Raw genomic sequence first — 14,184 nt, 5'->3', positions numbered from 1 at the left:
AAGTTATACACAAATGACTATGTATTTTTGGCAAAAATTATAGTAAATCATTCAAAATAACACTGCAAAAGCATAGATTTTTGATAATAATATGAGCAAATATGAAATTTTTTGAAAAAATTATGCAAAATTATAGAAAAAAGAAATCGTCTTTCTGGCTCTTGCTTAAATCGTCGAAATGAAGTATAATATATGCGTATGATTTTTTTATTTTGTCAATTTAAGTTTGGAGGACTTTGAATATGGAAAAGAAAGAGCTTATTTACGAAGGCAAGGCAAAAAAGGTTTATGCAATGGACGATCCTGATTACTGTATGGTAGAATATAAGGACGACGCTACTGCTTTTAATGGTCTTAAAAAGGGCACAATCAGAGGTAAGGGCGTAGTTAACAATAAGATGTCTAACTTTATGTTCAAACTTCTTGCAGAAAAAGGCATCGAAACACATTTCGTAGAGGAAATCAGCGACAGAGAAACTATCGTTAAGAAGGTTTCTATCGTTCCTCTCGAAGTTATTATTCGTAACAAGGCAGCAGGCAGCCTCGCAAAGAAGCTCGGCCTTGAGGAAGGTATGGAGCTTAAATGCCCAATCCTTGAGTTTTCTTATAAGAACGACGAGCTTGGCGACCCTATGATTAACAATTCACAGGCTATTGCTTGCGGTATCGCAACTCAGGAAGAAATTGATGTTATCAGCGATATGGCTTATAAAATAAACGACTATATGAAAGAATTCTTTGCAAGCGTAGGCGTCGAGCTTATCGACTTTAAGCTTGAGTTTGGTAAGTTCCACGATAAGATTATACTTGCTGATGAGATTTCTCCTGATACTTGCCGTTTCTGGGATATTAAGACACACGAGAAGCTCGATAAGGACCGTTTCCGCAGAGATATGGGCGGTGTAGAAGAAGCTTATGCTGAGATGATGAGAAGAATCGGTCTTGCATAATTTTTTTGAAAACAATTTTATAATGCTAACAGGACGGTGAAACCTTTTGGACAGTAGCAAATTTTCAAACTGTTTCTCTGAGGAACTGCACGAAGAATGTGGTGTTTTCGGAGTATACAGTGATGGTGCTATAAACCCGGCTTATGCTTCATATAACGGACTTCTTGCTTTACAGCACAGAGGTCAGGAGAGTTGCGGAATTGCCGTCAACGACAGAGGCGTAATCAGCTATCATAAGGATATGGGACTTGTAAGCGAAGTATTTTCTAAGGAAACTTTGGCTTCGCTTGAAGGTCAGATGTCCGTTGCTCATGTCAGATATTCAACCGCAGGAGGAAGCGTTCCTGAAAACGCTCAACCGCTTGTAATGAGATATGTTAAGGGTGTTCTTGCTATCGCTCATAACGGCAACCTTACTAACGCTGTTGAGATTCGTAAAGAGCTTGAACATCGTGGGGCAATTTTTCAGACAACAATCGATTCCGAAGTAATCGCTTATTTGATTGCAAGAGAGCGTGTTCATTCACATTCTGTTGAGGCTGCTGTAAGTGCGGCTATGAAACAGCTTGACGGCTCATACTCATTATTGGTTATGAGTCCGAGAAAGCTCATTGCGGCTCGCGACCCTCATGGTTTCAGACCGCTATGTATGGGTAAGCTTGAAGGCTCTTATGTTTTTGCCTCTGAATCTTGTGCATTGGATGCAGCGGGTGCAGAATTTGTAAGAGATATTGAGCCTGGCGAAATTGTTGTTGTTGACGATAGAGGTATTACCTCAATCAAAGATAACTGCCCTAAGGAAAGCAAGAAATCTCTTTGTGTTTTTGAGTATATTTATTTCGCAAGAACAGACTCTATAATTGATGGAATCGGCGTTTATGAATCTCGTAAAGAGGCTGGAAGAATTCTTGCAAGAGAGTTCCCGGTTGACGCTGATTTGGTTATCGGTGTTCCTGAATCGGGAATAGATGCCGCTATCGGATATAGCGAAGAATCAGGAATCCCTTATGAAAAGGGAATCGTTAAGAATAACTATATCGGCAGAACATTTATTAAGCCGACGCAGCAGGAGCGTGCAAAGAGTGTTCGCCTTAAACTTAATCCACTTCTTACAAGTGTTAAGGGCAAGAGAGTTGTTATGATAGACGACTCTATCGTTCGTGGCACAACCTGCGATAGAATAGTGACTATGCTTAGAAAAGCAGGCGCTAAGGAGGTTCACCTCCGTATAAGTTCACCGCCATTTACTTGGCCTTGTTATTACGGAACAGATATTCCGTCTAAGGGCGAGCTTATTGCCTGCAAACATACTGTTGATGAGATTTGCAAAATCAGTGGAGCGGATTCTCTTGGCTATTTGCCGGCGGATAAGCTTTCACAGATGCTTTTGAATAAAGCAAATGGTATTTGTACCGCTTGCTTTACTGGAAAATACCCAACAGAAATACCTCAAAAATTACTTGAAGGTAAGGAAAGAGGCGGAGTTGACTTTGACAAGAAAATTGTCAAGGATAAGCAATAATTTGCCGATTTCAGTATTTTTAAGGTGAAAGGAATTTAAGATTATGGCTAAAGATACCTATGAATCTCCTCTTTCGTCAAGATATGCCGATAAGGAAATGAAATATCTTTTTTCTCCTGACAAGAAGTTCAGAACATGGAGAAAGCTTTGGATTGCTCTTGCAGAATCCGAAATGGAGCTTGGACTTCCTATTACACAGGAACAGATTGACGAGCTTAAAGCACACGCTGATGACATCAACTATGATGTTGCAGAAGAAAGAGAAAAGTTGGTTCGTCACGATGTTATGTCACATGTTTACGCATATGGCGTACAATGCCCGAATGCAAAGGGAATTATCCATCTCGGAGCAACCTCTTGCTATGTTGGTGACAACACAGATGTTATAATTATGACAGAGGCTTTGCGTATAGTTGAGAAAAAGCTTGTCGGAGTTATCCGCACACTTTCCGACTTTGCAAGAAAATATAAAGACCTTCCTACACTTGCATTTACACATTTTCAGCCGGCGCAGCCTACAACAGTAGGTAAGCGTGCTACACTTTGGATTCAGGACCTTCTTATGGACCTCGAAGATGTAAGGTATCAGCTTTCTAAGGCAAAGCTTCTTGGCTGTAAGGGTACAACAGGTACGCAGGCAAGCTTCCTTGAGCTTTTCGAGGGTGACCACGAAAAGTGTCGTGAGCTTGACAGAAGAATTGCTGCAAAGCTTGGCTATGATTCTTGCTTTGCTGTTTCAGGACAGACATATTCCAGAAAGCTTGATAGTCAAATCTTGAATGTTCTTGCAGGAATTGCACAGAGTGCTACAAAGTTCTCTAATGATATAAGACTTCTTCAGCACTTGAAGGAGATTGAAGAGCCATTCGAGAAAAATCAGATTGGTTCTTCTGCTATGGCATATAAGAGAAATCCTATGCGTTCGGAGCGTATAGCATCACTTTCAAGATATGTTATGGTTGATGTACTTAATCCATATATTACAGCAGCTACGCAGTGGTTTGAGAGAACTCTTGATGATTCGGCTAATAAGAGATTGAGCATACCTGAGGGCTTCCTTGCTATTGATGCAGTTCTTAATTTGTATCTTAATGTAAGCGACGGACTTGTAGTTTATGATAAGGTTATAGAAAAGCGTTTGCGTTCTGAGTTACCGTTTATGGCAACTGAGAATATTATGATGGACGCAGTAAAGCGTGGCGGAGACCGTCAGGAGCTTCACGAGCGTATTCGTGAGCTTTCTGTTGAAACCGGTTATGAAATCAAAGCAGAGGGTAAGGAAAATCATCTCTTTGAGAAGATTGCAAAAGACCCTATCTTTGGTGTAACCTTAGAGGAGCTTGAGGAGCATCTTAAGCCAGAAAACTATGTTGGCAGAGCACCTCAGCAGACAGAAGATTTTCTCAATGATGTTGTAGCACCTGTTTTAGCAGAATATGAGAATATTGCTGTTGAAGAGGTTGAAATTAACGTATAAAAAAATACTTACAGTGCAAGAGATATGTACTATTTTGTGCATATCTCTAAAACTGTTTTTATAAGCATATGGGTGTCGGCATATGGTGAAGATGTGAATGATGAAATATTTAACGGGCGAACATAGTTCGCCGCTACAATTTGCTAATAGGTTTTTCTAAGACACTCAAAAGTTTTGCTCAAGCCTTTTGCGGCGAGCCGCCGCAGCCAAGACGCGTTCTGACTTTTTTGTTAAATTATTGATTGTTATTCGCGTTGAAGTTATTTGTAAATCAAATTATTTGAGGCTTGCAGTTTCCAAAGGCAGAGCCTTTGGTGGGGGTTAAGGGCAAATCCCTTAAAATATAAGTCGGTTAAGAATTTCGAGGTTTTGCAAAGCAAAACCGACTACACGACTTGACAACGGAGGCACTCCGCCCCTTAACAACAAAAAATGAAAGGTTGGATTTTAATTATGGTAAAAGCTATTGTTGGTGCAAACTGGGGAGATGAAGGCAAGGGCAAGATAACTGATGTGCTTGCAGCAAATTCAGATATGGTTATCCGTTTTCAGGGAGGAAGCAACGCAGGACACACTATCATAAATAACTATGGTCGTTTCGCTCTTCATCAGCTTCCAAGTGGTGTTTTCTATGATAATATCACAAATATTATCGGAAACGGTGTTGCACTGAATGTTGATAATTTTATCAACGAACTTAAGAGCCTTGAGGAACAAGGTGTAAAGAATGTGCATATACTGGTATCTGACAGAGCTCAAATCGTAATGCCTTATCATATTCTTTTCGATTGCTATGAGGAGGAAAGACTTTCAAAAGAAAGCTTTGGTTCTACTAAGTCCGGTATTGCTCCTTTCTATTCTGATAAATTTGCTAAGATTGGTTTTCAGGTAAACGAGCTTTATGATGATACTGACTCATTAAGAAAAAAGCTTGAAAAAATTCTTGAGGTTAAGAATTTAACTATTAAGAATCTCTATCACAAAGAAGAACTTAGCGTTGACGAGATTTTCAATAAGCTTATGGAATATAAAGAAAAGCTTGAGCCTTATGTTGCTTCAACATTTGATATAGTTAATGATGCTGTTAAGGCTGGAAAGAATATTCTTCTTGAGGGACAGCTTGGTACACTTAAGGATACTGATTTTGGTATCTATCCAATGGTTACTTCTTCAAATACAATCGCCGGTTACGGTGCTGTTGGTGCAGGCGGTATTCCTCCATATGAGATTAAAGAAATTGTTACAGTTGTTAAGGCATACTCAAGCTCTGTTGGTGCAGGTGAATTCGTAAGCGAAATTCACGATGAAAAAGAGGCAGAGGAACTTCGTAAGCGTGGCGGAGATAAGGGCGAATACGGTGCAACAACAGGTCGTCCAAGAAGAGTTGGCTGGCTTGACCTCGTTGCAACTCGTTATGGCTGTAAGGTTCAAGGTGCAACACAGGTTGCTTTCACAGTTATTGATGCTCTTGGCTATCTTGATGAAATTCCTGTTGTTGTTGCTTATGAGCTTGACGGCGAAAGAATTGATTACTTCCCATCAACAACAAAGCTTAAGAGATGCAAGCCTATTATTGAGGTTCTCCCTGGCTGGAAGTGCGATATTCGTGGAATTAAGGAATATGATAAGCTTCCTGAAAATTGCAGAAGGTATATCGAATTTGCTGAGAAGGCAGTCGGTGTTCCTTTCAAGATGATTTCTAATGGACCGAAGCGTGAGGACATCATTCTAAGATAAGACCGGAGGGATTATTTTGTGTGGTATAGTTGGATACATAGGCTATGAACAAGCGGCTCCTAACCTTTTAAGTGGACTCGAAAAGCTTGAGTATCGTGGTTACGATTCAGCAGGTATCTGCGTTTATGATGGAGAAAAGCTCAATGTTTTTAAGGCAAAAGGTAAGCTTAAGATTCTTAGTGATATGATTGATGGTGGTAAAGCTGTTAAAGGTACTGTTGGTATAGGCCATACAAGATGGGCTACTCACGGCGAACCATCAGATGCAAATTCACACCCTCATCTGAGTGATTCAGGTAAATTTGCTGTTGTTCACAACGGAATAATAGAAAATTATATTAAGCTTAAAGACCATCTTATTCGCAGAGGGGTAAAGTTCCACTCTGAAACAGATACAGAGGTTATAGCACAGCTTTTGGATTATTATTATACTGGCGATATTATTGATACTGTCATTAAGGTTCTTTCTAAAGTAAACGGTTCATATGCTCTTGGCATAATTTGCCTTGATAATCCCGACCAGATTATTGCAGTAAGAAAAGAAAGCCCGCTTATTATCGGACTTGGCAAGAATGAAAACTACATTGCAAGTGATATTCCTGCTATTCTTGAAAAGACAAGAGATATTTATCGTCTTGATGCAGATGAAATTGCCATTATTACAAGTTCAGATGTTAAGATTATCAACACTGATAAAGATGAAGTTAAAAAAGAAGTTCAGCATATAAATTGGGACATTTCTGCGGCTGAAAAGGGCGGTTATGAAACATTTATGTTTAAAGAGATTATGGAACAGCCTAAGGCTTTCCGTGATACTATTAACCCAAGAATCAAAGATAATAGAATTGTCTTTGATGAAATAAACCTTACACCTGAACAGTTTAAAAGCTTTAAAAAGATTTGCATAGTTGCTTGTGGTTCTGCATATCATGTAGGTGTTGTCGCAAAATATGTATTTGAACAGACATTGAGAATTCCTGTTGAGGTTGATGTTGCTTCGGAATTCCGTTACAGAAATCCGATTGTCGATGATAAAACTCTTGTAATAGTAATAAGTCAGTCCGGTGAAACAGCTGATACTCTCGCAGCACTCAGAGAGGCAAAGAGCCATGGTGCTTATATTCTTTCTATTGTAAATGTTGTTGGAAGTGCTATTGCAAACGAATCTAATGATGTTGTTTATACATGGGCAGGTCCTGAAATTGCTGTTGCTACAACAAAGGCTTATAGCACACAGCTTGCAGTTGTCTATCTTCTTACAATCTATTTTGGAGATATTCTTGGAACAATCTCCGAAACAGACTATAAAAAATATCTTTCTGAGCTTAGACTTATTCCAGATAAGATAGAGCAAATTCTAAAGAATAAAGAAGATATTCAGTATTTTGCATCACAGCAATTTGATAACAGAGATATATTCTTTATTGGCAGAAATCTTGATTATGCTCTTTCTCTCGAGGGTTCGCTCAAGCTGAAGGAAATCTCTTATATTCATTCAGAGGCATATGCAGCCGGTGAATTGAAACATGGAACTATTTCTCTTATAGAAGATGGCACACTTGTAGTTGCTCTTGCAACACACTCAAATCTTTTTGAGAAAACCATGAGCAATGTCGTTGAGGTTAAATCCAGAGGTGCGGTTGTTCTCGGACTTACTTGTGAGGACCACCCCGAAATTGAAAAAAGCGTTGATTTTGCTTTTTATATACCAAAGACCTGTGATATTATGTTGCCGTCTTTGGCAGTAATTCCGTTACAGCTTTTTGCTTATTATGTTGCTTCTCTAAAGGGTTGTGATATTGATAAGCCGAGAAATCTTGCAAAATCTGTAACAGTTGAATAAGTTTTTGAGGTGAAAATGATGGAAATTAAAAATGAAGCGGTTTTGATTCTCGACTTCGGAGGTCAGTATAGTCAGCTTATCGCAAGAAGAGTTCGTGAGCTTAATGTTTATTGTGAGATTAAGCCATATAGAATTTCTGCTGAGGAGATTAAGCAGGGCAACTATAAGGGAATTATTTTCTCTGGTGGTCCTAACAGTGTTTATGCTGAAAAAGCTCCTAAGTGTGACCCTAAGCTTTTTGAGCTTGGCATACCTGTTCTTGGTATTTGCTATGGTGCTCAGCTTATGGCAAATATGCTCGGCGGAGAAGTTAGCACTTCACTCGTAAGAGAATATGGCAACACAAATGTTTTATTTGATAACACAAGTACACTTTTCCAAAATGCAAGTGACGAGAATATTTGCTGGATGAGTCATACAGACTATATTTCTAAAGCTCCTGAGGGTTTTAAGATTATTGCTCGTACAGATGATTGTCCTGTTGCCGCTATGGAAGACAGAAAAAATCAATTTTATGCTATGCAGTTTCACCCGGAAGTTCAGCATACAAAAGAGGGTATGACTTATCTCAAAAATTTCCTCTATAATGCTTGTGCTTGCAAAGGCGACTGGAAGATGAGCTCATTTGTTAATGATACCATTCAGCATCTTAAAGAAACTATCGGCGATAAAAAGGTTCTTTGTGCGTTATCGGGAGGAGTTGATTCTTCTGTTGCTGCTGTCCTTGTACACAAGGCTATAGGAAAGAATCTTACTTGTATCTTTGTTGACCACGGACTTCTTCGCAAGGACGAGGGCGACCAAGTTGAAAAGGTATTCAGAGAGCAGTTTGATATGAACCTTATCCGAGTAAACTGCAAGGATAGATTCCTCAAAAAACTTGAAGGTGTTTCTGACCCTGAACGCAAGAGAAAGATTATCGGCGAAGAGTTCATTCGTGTATTTGAGGAAAAGGCAAATGAGCTTGGAAAGATGGATTATCTTTGCCAAGGAACAATTTATCCTGATGTTGTTGAGAGCGGTGTAGGCGAGGCCGCTGTAATTAAGAGCCACCACAATGTTGGAGGACTTCCTGAAGATGTTAATTTTGAGGGAATTATCGAGCCTTTGCGTTATCTCTTTAAAGATGAAGTCCGTAAAGCTGGTCTTGAACTTCTTATTCCACCTTTCCTTGTATGGCGTCAGCCGTTCCCGGGTCCGGGTCTTGCTATTCGTGTTCTTGGAGAAATTACAGACGAAAAGCTTGATATTCTCAAAGATGCAGACGCAATTATGCGTGAAGAAATAGCAAATGCAGGGCTTGACAAAGATATTAACCAATACTTTGCAGTTCTCACAAATATTAAGAGCGTTGGCGTTATGGGTGACGGAAGAACTTATGACAGTACAATTGCACTTCGTGCTGTAACAACAAGCGATTTTATGACCGCTGACTGGGCACACATTCCTTATGATGTTCTTGGAAAAATTTCAAGCAGAATTATTAATGAGGTTAAGCATGTAAATAGAGTTGTTTACGATATTACAAGCAAGCCACCGGCAACTATCGAGTGGGAGTAATTTATAAAATCTAAAAAACCGCATTATAAAAGGAAAATATAGACTAATTACAAGCAAAGCGTACTAAAAGCGTACTAATTACGGGTAAAAATAAAAATCCGTTTAGGATTTTGCTTGATTAAAAATTATTATGCAACTCTTCGAGTTTACTTGCAACCTCTGATTGCTTATTGGGGTATAAATGTGAGTAAGTTTGAAGAGTTGTTTCTATATTCTCATGACCAAGCCTTTCAGATATAAGCAATGGAGAAAATCCAAGTTCAATAAGCAATGAAGCGTGACTATGCCTAAGGTCATGTATTCGGATTTTCTTTACATTGGCTTTTTTACAATACTTAACCATATGTTTATTTAATGTATACTTGTTACTTGGAAACAAACGCTGTGTGGGAGATAAATCATACAATTTATTTGCATACTCTTTAATTGCAGTTATCATAAAATCAGGTAAGGAAACTATTCTTTTACTTTTTTCGGTTTTAGGAGTAAGAATCAAATCCTCACCGTTTTGTCTTGCATAGTTTTTATTTATACTTACCGTTTTAAGAGCAAAGTCAAAATCTGATAAGGTTAACGCAAATAATTCGCCTGAACGCATTCCGGAGTAATATAACAGCATAAAAATAGTACGGTCTGTAATGTCATCAACAACGCTAATAAATGAATTAAATTCCGCTTGCGTCCAAAATTGCATACTGTCGGCTTTTTTCTTTCCCATACTTCCACAATCCCTTGCAGGATTAGATTTTAAGCTATAATATTTTACTGCAAAGTTGAAAATCGCTGAAAGTTGGTTGTTAATTGTTTTTAAGTATGTTTGGCTGTAATTTTCAGGCGAAGAGATAAGTTCCGTTTGCCATTTACGCACTGTTGTAGCTGTAATGCTATTGATAGCCATATCTCCAAAGAATGGTAATAGCTTAGTATCTATCATAAATTCTTTACTTGCTTTGGTTGTAGGCTTAATGCGAGGAGCTATATCTTCTTTGTATAATTCCACAAGACTTCGGAAAGTCATAGAGCAATCAGCAGAGGTTTTATGTATGAATTCATTTTCCCAGTCTTTGGCTTCACGCTTGGTATTAAAGCCTTCTTTCTTTTTCTTTTTACGCTTACCTTGCCAATCACTATAATAAAAGCTACAGTACCATTTGCCAGTTGTTTCATTTTTATATTGTGGCATAATATTCCTCCTTAAAATTTCCGCTCTCACCGAAAAGAGGTGGGAGCGGTTTTTTATTTAACTGAGCTAAGAAAAGCAATAGCTTTTCCAAGAATTTTTATATTGTTAAGTTCTTCGTTTATATAAATAAAGTCTTGATATGCTGTATTTTCAGGTTTCAATATTAGCATTGATTTTTCAGGATAATAATAAACCCTTTTTAAAGTAGCTTCGTTGTCAATCATAACAGCCGCAATTTCACCGTTTTCAACTTCTGGCTGTTCTCTTATAAAAGCTATATCGCCGTCAAGGATTCGTGCATTTATCATACTATCACCTTTGCAACGCAAAGCAAATGTACCGTCAAGGTTTGCTGGCATATTAATATAATCCTCGATATTTTCTTGTGCTAAAATCGGTTCTCCACAAGCTATTGTACCGATTAAAGGTACTTTTTTCATTTTAGGCATGGGGATTATATTTTTTATATTTGAGAAACTTTGAGTTTCTGAAATATCCATTATATCACTTTTTTCAATAAGCCAATCAGGATTTACATTTAAACTTTTTGCTAATGATTCAACAACTGGTAATTTTATTTTTGAAACTTGACCAGTTTCATATCTTTGGATAGTGGACTTATTCATTCCAACTTCTTTACCAAGTTGTTCTTGAGTCATACCTTTGAGTTCTCGTGCCAATTTAATTCTTTTACCAATTTCAATAGGATTTGCCATATTGTCAACTCCTTATAATGCAACTCAATCTGCAAAAATCTTTACATATAATATACCATATATAATTGCGTAGTGCAACACATTTTTAAAGTTATTTCAAAAAAAGTTGCAAAATGCTATTGACATTTGCGTGTTGCTATGATAATATATAGACACATTCAAGTTGCAAAACGCAACAGAAAGGAGAGTAACATGATAAACACAAATAAAATCAAGGGTAGAATGAAAGAACTTGAGATTACACAGGCTGATGTTGCTAAAGCATTGAATATTGCACCTCCTACAGCAAATCAAAAAATCAATAATGTTCGTCCATTCGACCTTGAAGAAGCTGAAAAATTAGCCAATCTTCTTGCTATTGAATCAGGAGAATTTGGCAAATATTTTTTTGCTCGATAAGTTGCGAAATGCAACGACTTAGAAAGGACAATGATAAATGAAAGAACTAATTCCTAAGGATAACTATGGTGTGTTCGCAGATAATCACAATACAGCAAGGGTTGATAGTTTGTATGTAGCGAAATTCTTTGAAAAAGAGCATAATAAGGTACTGCGTGATATTCGTGAACTTGATTGTTCAGAAGAATTTCGACTGTCCAACTTTGGACAGTCCTTCTACAAGAATGAGCAGGGCAAGAAACAACCTTGTTACTATATGACCCGTGACGGATTTGTATTTCTTGCAATGGGCTATAGAGGAAAGAAAGCGGCTCATTTCAAAGAACTGTATATTAAACGATTTAACGAAATGGAACGCTTTATCAAAACACTTGTTGCCACTCGCAAAGATTTTCCTCTGCTGACAGAAAACATCAAGTTACTGCACGATAATCCAAAGCCGTATCATTTCAGCAATGAGTGCGATATGATTAACCGTATTGTAACTGGAATGTCCGCAAAGCAATTCAGACAAGCACACGGTATTGAAAAAGGAAAAAGTATAAGACCGTATCTTACTGATGAACAGATACAGCTTATGGAAACTTTGCAAAAGGTTGATGTAGGATTGCTTGTTGCAGTTCCTGATTACGAACAGCGTAAACGCCATCTTGAATGGTACAAGATGAAACTGGGAGAAAAGACAGCTTAGTTCATAACAGCTTTGGACACAGTGAGAGGGGGTGAGGAAAATAGAAATATTAGGAACAACCTTATTAGTAGTTATTGTTTCTGCTCTTTCTTCTTTGATAACAGGTAAAATAATAGCCGTCTATTTCTTTAAGATAATAGACGACTTCGCAGAGCAAATGTTGGAGATGATTATGGATTTGGTTTCTTATTGGGTAAAGGGTTCAGGCAAACAGAAATAAAGGTATTCCCTAATGGAGTTAATTGAACCACACCTTTTTCATAATGTAAATAATATTTTTCCTTGTTGGTAATCTCAGGAAATTTGTCACTGGCAATGTTAAGAAGGTCAAGCCGATTTTTAGTATCGTTATAGATTGGTAAAGACAAAAATGGTTCATAAATTGAATTATCAGTAAGATATTCACCGTATCTTATTTCTAAAAGTCCTATTCTGCATAGTGAAGAAATAGAAACAGCCTGTAAATCTATATCTTGGCAATCAGTATTTGATATAAAAACATTAGTAGCAACTAGTAAGTATTTGTTGATGTCATCTCTTGACTTAGCTTTAAATTGAACGATCGGAAGTTGAGCTTTATGCTCAAAAAGTTTTAGATTTTGGGCGTCTAATGGAGACATTTGTTTGATTATTTCAGTAAATGATGGATGAACTTTAGCAGATTGTCTGTTATCCATAGAATTTGTTATCAGATTTTCAAACATTTCTCTGATTTCATCTTCCTCGAAATAATACTTTGTTGCTTCAAGAGCGGGTCCAACTATAGATTTTTTGGGAGGAATACGATGTTCTTCAGGTATAGATGATACGTTTTCATTCAATTTTTTGCTAAGTTCTTCAATATGCTTTTGACTTTTTAGGCGTTTTTCTTCGGATTTTTCATGTAATAAATATCCAAAAGCTATATTTAATAAATCACTCAATGCGTTTCCAATTACTTTTGATGGTGGATTTAAAATATTTGGCACTGCTTTCGAATCTGCTATATCCATATCAACTTTATCTGTCATAGTTTTATCTACCCTTTCTATATTTAGTTATATAAATTGCAGTTCATACACTAAGTATAGTATCACAAAAGGAAGTGTTTGTCAATGGACAAGGAAAGTTTTGCACAGCTTTTCAAAAAAGCTCGTGAATCAAAAGGTATTACTAAATATGCTCTCGCAAAGAAAACAGGATTTACATATCGTGCAATCGTTAACTGGGAGCAAGGCAAGAACAGCATTTCACTTGAGAACGCCGACAAGCTACTAAAAGCTCTTGGCGTGGAACTTACAATAGGTTGTTTAATTAATGAAAGGAAGTGAGAATATGGAAGAAGGCAAGTTGTTTTATAACAAAAATGATGTTTGCGAAATACTTGGTGTAGCGGATAGCAAAGCTTATAAAATCATTAAGCAATTAAATGATGAGCTGGCAAGTAATGGCTACATAACTGTGAGAGGTCGTGTACCTGCTGAATATTTCGAAAAGCGTTTAGCTATCAAGAAAAGGAAAGCTGTGTCAGAAAGAACCGTAAACATTAGAAAGGAGGCAATATGAGCAAACTCAAAAACTTTTGCAAGAACCTCAGTCGCAAGAGCAAAGCTAATTCTGCAAAGAAAAGAGCTGCAAGGCTCGAAAAGAAGATGAATAAGCTGGCAGCTAAGGCTGATAAGATTTGCAAAAATCGCTACGACTTTGAGATACTTGTAAATAAGATATATCAAAAGCGAGATTATCGCTTACATATGGAAAGATTTAAACCGCACAATTACAAATTTGAGGAGGATTAAAAATGAATAAATACGAAATGCTTTACGATGATAAAATTGAGGTAGCTGGACGCACTCTTTACAAAATAAGGGCATTGAGGGATTTCAATGATGTAAAAGCTGGCAATTTAGGTGGTTATATTGAGGGAGAAGAAAATCTCTCTCAAGATGAGGATTGTTGGGTCTATGGCAACGCTCAGGTCTATGGTAACGCTTGGGTCTATGGCAACGCAAAAGTTTATGGCGACGCATGGGTTTGTGGCAACGCATGGGTTCATGGCGACGCAAAAGTTTATGGCGACGCTTTAATAAGTAAAATCAACGATATTTTATGTGTTGCTAATATAGG

The 14,184-nt window shown here is 37.5% G+C and carries 14 protein-coding genes and 1 pseudogene; 12 read left to right on the top strand and 3 right to left on the bottom strand.

The window, feature by feature from the left end; translation table 11 throughout:
• The first annotated feature begins 242 nt into the window (after positions 1-242).
• From purC to guaA, 6 genes are all read left to right on the top strand, one after another.
• Positions 243-950: a phosphoribosylaminoimidazolesuccinocarboxamide synthase gene (gene purC, locus ACLU24_RS12825; protein WP_412613051.1), complete on the top strand. Its 708-nt coding sequence runs from the start codon at positions 243-245 to the stop codon at positions 948-950.
• Positions 951-996: 46 nt separating this feature from the next.
• On the top strand, positions 997-2,472 hold the full coding sequence (purF, locus tag ACLU24_RS12820) for an amidophosphoribosyltransferase (protein ID WP_412613050.1): 1,476 nt from the start codon (positions 997-999) through the stop codon (positions 2,470-2,472).
• A 43-nt stretch (positions 2,473-2,515) separates the two neighbouring features.
• Positions 2,516-3,949, top strand: coding sequence for an adenylosuccinate lyase (purB, locus tag ACLU24_RS12815; protein WP_106765160.1), 1,434 nt, complete (start codon positions 2,516-2,518; stop codon positions 3,947-3,949).
• Positions 3,950-4,402: 453 nt separating this feature from the next.
• Positions 4,403-5,686 carry an adenylosuccinate synthase gene (locus ACLU24_RS12810; protein ID WP_412613049.1) on the top strand — a complete coding sequence of 428 codons (1,284 nt, stop codon included), beginning with the start codon at positions 4,403-4,405 and terminating at the stop codon, positions 5,684-5,686.
• 16 nt (positions 5,687-5,702) lie between these two features.
• A complete protein-coding gene (glmS, locus tag ACLU24_RS12805; RefSeq protein ID WP_412613048.1) occupies positions 5,703-7,529 on the top strand; it encodes a glutamine--fructose-6-phosphate transaminase (isomerizing) in 1,827 nt (608 codons plus the stop codon).
• 24 nt (positions 7,530-7,553) lie between these two features.
• Positions 7,554-9,089, top strand: coding sequence for a glutamine-hydrolyzing GMP synthase (guaA, locus tag ACLU24_RS12800; RefSeq protein WP_412613078.1), 1,536 nt, complete (start codon positions 7,554-7,556; stop codon positions 9,087-9,089).
• 118 nt (positions 9,090-9,207) lie between these two features.
• On the opposite strand, the gene ACLU24_RS12795 is transcribed toward guaA, so the two are convergent.
• Both ACLU24_RS12795 and ACLU24_RS12790 read right to left on the bottom strand, forming a co-directional pair.
• Positions 9,208-10,272: a site-specific integrase gene (locus tag ACLU24_RS12795; protein ID WP_412613047.1), complete on the bottom strand. Its 1,065-nt coding sequence runs from the start codon at positions 10,270-10,272 to the stop codon at positions 9,208-9,210.
• A gap of 53 nt (positions 10,273-10,325) precedes the next feature.
• Entirely contained in the window at positions 10,326-10,988 is a 663-nt protein-coding gene (locus ACLU24_RS12790; RefSeq protein ID WP_412613045.1) for a LexA family protein, read from the bottom strand.
• A gap of 192 nt (positions 10,989-11,180) precedes the next feature.
• Here ACLU24_RS12790 and ACLU24_RS12785 point away from each other — a divergent pair, with 192 nt between their 5' ends.
• A complete protein-coding gene (locus ACLU24_RS12785; RefSeq protein ID WP_412613043.1) occupies positions 11,181-11,387 on the top strand; it encodes a helix-turn-helix domain-containing protein in 207 nt (68 codons plus the stop codon).
• A gap of 37 nt (positions 11,388-11,424) precedes the next feature.
• Positions 11,425-12,078 carry a Rha family transcriptional regulator gene (locus tag ACLU24_RS12780; protein WP_412613041.1) on the top strand — a complete coding sequence of 218 codons (654 nt, stop codon included), beginning with the start codon at positions 11,425-11,427 and terminating at the stop codon, positions 12,076-12,078.
• A gap of 170 nt (positions 12,079-12,248) precedes the next feature.
• On the opposite strand, the gene ACLU24_RS12775 is transcribed toward ACLU24_RS12780, so the two are convergent.
• Entirely contained in the window at positions 12,249-13,088 is an 840-nt protein-coding gene (locus ACLU24_RS12775; protein WP_412613039.1) for a DUF4393 domain-containing protein, read from the bottom strand.
• 84 nt (positions 13,089-13,172) lie between these two features.
• Here ACLU24_RS12775 and ACLU24_RS12770 point away from each other — a divergent pair, with 84 nt between their 5' ends.
• The 4 genes and pseudogenes from ACLU24_RS12770 to ACLU24_RS12755 all read left to right on the top strand — a co-directional run.
• A complete protein-coding gene (locus tag ACLU24_RS12770) occupies positions 13,173-13,388 on the top strand; it encodes a helix-turn-helix domain-containing protein (protein ID WP_412613037.1) in 216 nt (71 codons plus the stop codon).
• A gap of 4 nt (positions 13,389-13,392) precedes the next feature.
• The gene (locus ACLU24_RS12765) at positions 13,393-13,623 is read left to right on the top strand and encodes a hypothetical protein (protein WP_022264556.1); all 231 of its coding nucleotides are present in this window, start codon (positions 13,393-13,395) and stop codon (positions 13,621-13,623) included.
• The gene (locus tag ACLU24_RS12760; protein ID WP_412613035.1) at positions 13,620-13,856 is read left to right on the top strand and encodes a hypothetical protein; all 237 of its coding nucleotides are present in this window, start codon (positions 13,620-13,622) and stop codon (positions 13,854-13,856) included. The genes ACLU24_RS12765 and ACLU24_RS12760 overlap by 4 nt, the downstream gene beginning before the upstream one ends.
• Before the next feature lie 2 nt (positions 13,857-13,858).
• Positions 13,859-14,184 (top strand): annotated as a pseudogene (locus ACLU24_RS12755) (hypothetical protein); the annotation flags it as partial.

It is taken from the genome of Pseudoruminococcus sp., from assembly GCF_047012705.1.
Lineage (GTDB): Bacteria > Bacillota > Clostridia > Oscillospirales > Acutalibacteraceae > Pseudoruminococcus.
Note: the sequence above shows the minus strand (reverse complement) of the source record. Positions and strands in the feature narration are given on the sequence as shown.

Coding starts and splice junctions, on each gene's coding strand:
- purC (WP_412613051.1), top strand. CDS start 243: ATGGAAAAGAAAGAGCTTATTTACGAAGGCAAGGCAAAAAAGGTTTAT.
- purB (WP_106765160.1), top strand. CDS start 2,516: ATGGCTAAAGATACCTATGAATCTCCTCTTTCGTCAAGATATGCCGAT.
- ACLU24_RS12810 (WP_412613049.1), top strand. CDS start 4,403: ATGGTAAAAGCTATTGTTGGTGCAAACTGGGGAGATGAAGGCAAGGGC.
- ACLU24_RS12795 (WP_412613047.1), bottom strand. CDS start 10,272: ATGCCACAATATAAAAATGAAACAACTGGCAAATGGTACTGTAGCTTT.
- ACLU24_RS12790 (WP_412613045.1), bottom strand. CDS start 10,988: ATGGCAAATCCTATTGAAATTGGTAAAAGAATTAAATTGGCACGAGAA.
- ACLU24_RS12785 (WP_412613043.1), top strand. CDS start 11,181: ATGATAAACACAAATAAAATCAAGGGTAGAATGAAAGAACTTGAGATT.
- ACLU24_RS12780 (WP_412613041.1), top strand. CDS start 11,425: ATGAAAGAACTAATTCCTAAGGATAACTATGGTGTGTTCGCAGATAAT.
- ACLU24_RS12775 (WP_412613039.1), bottom strand. CDS start 13,088: ATGACAGATAAAGTTGATATGGATATAGCAGATTCGAAAGCAGTGCCA.
- ACLU24_RS12770 (WP_412613037.1), top strand. CDS start 13,173: ATGGACAAGGAAAGTTTTGCACAGCTTTTCAAAAAAGCTCGTGAATCA.
- ACLU24_RS12765 (WP_022264556.1), top strand. CDS start 13,393: ATGGAAGAAGGCAAGTTGTTTTATAACAAAAATGATGTTTGCGAAATA.
- ACLU24_RS12760 (WP_412613035.1), top strand. CDS start 13,620: ATGAGCAAACTCAAAAACTTTTGCAAGAACCTCAGTCGCAAGAGCAAA.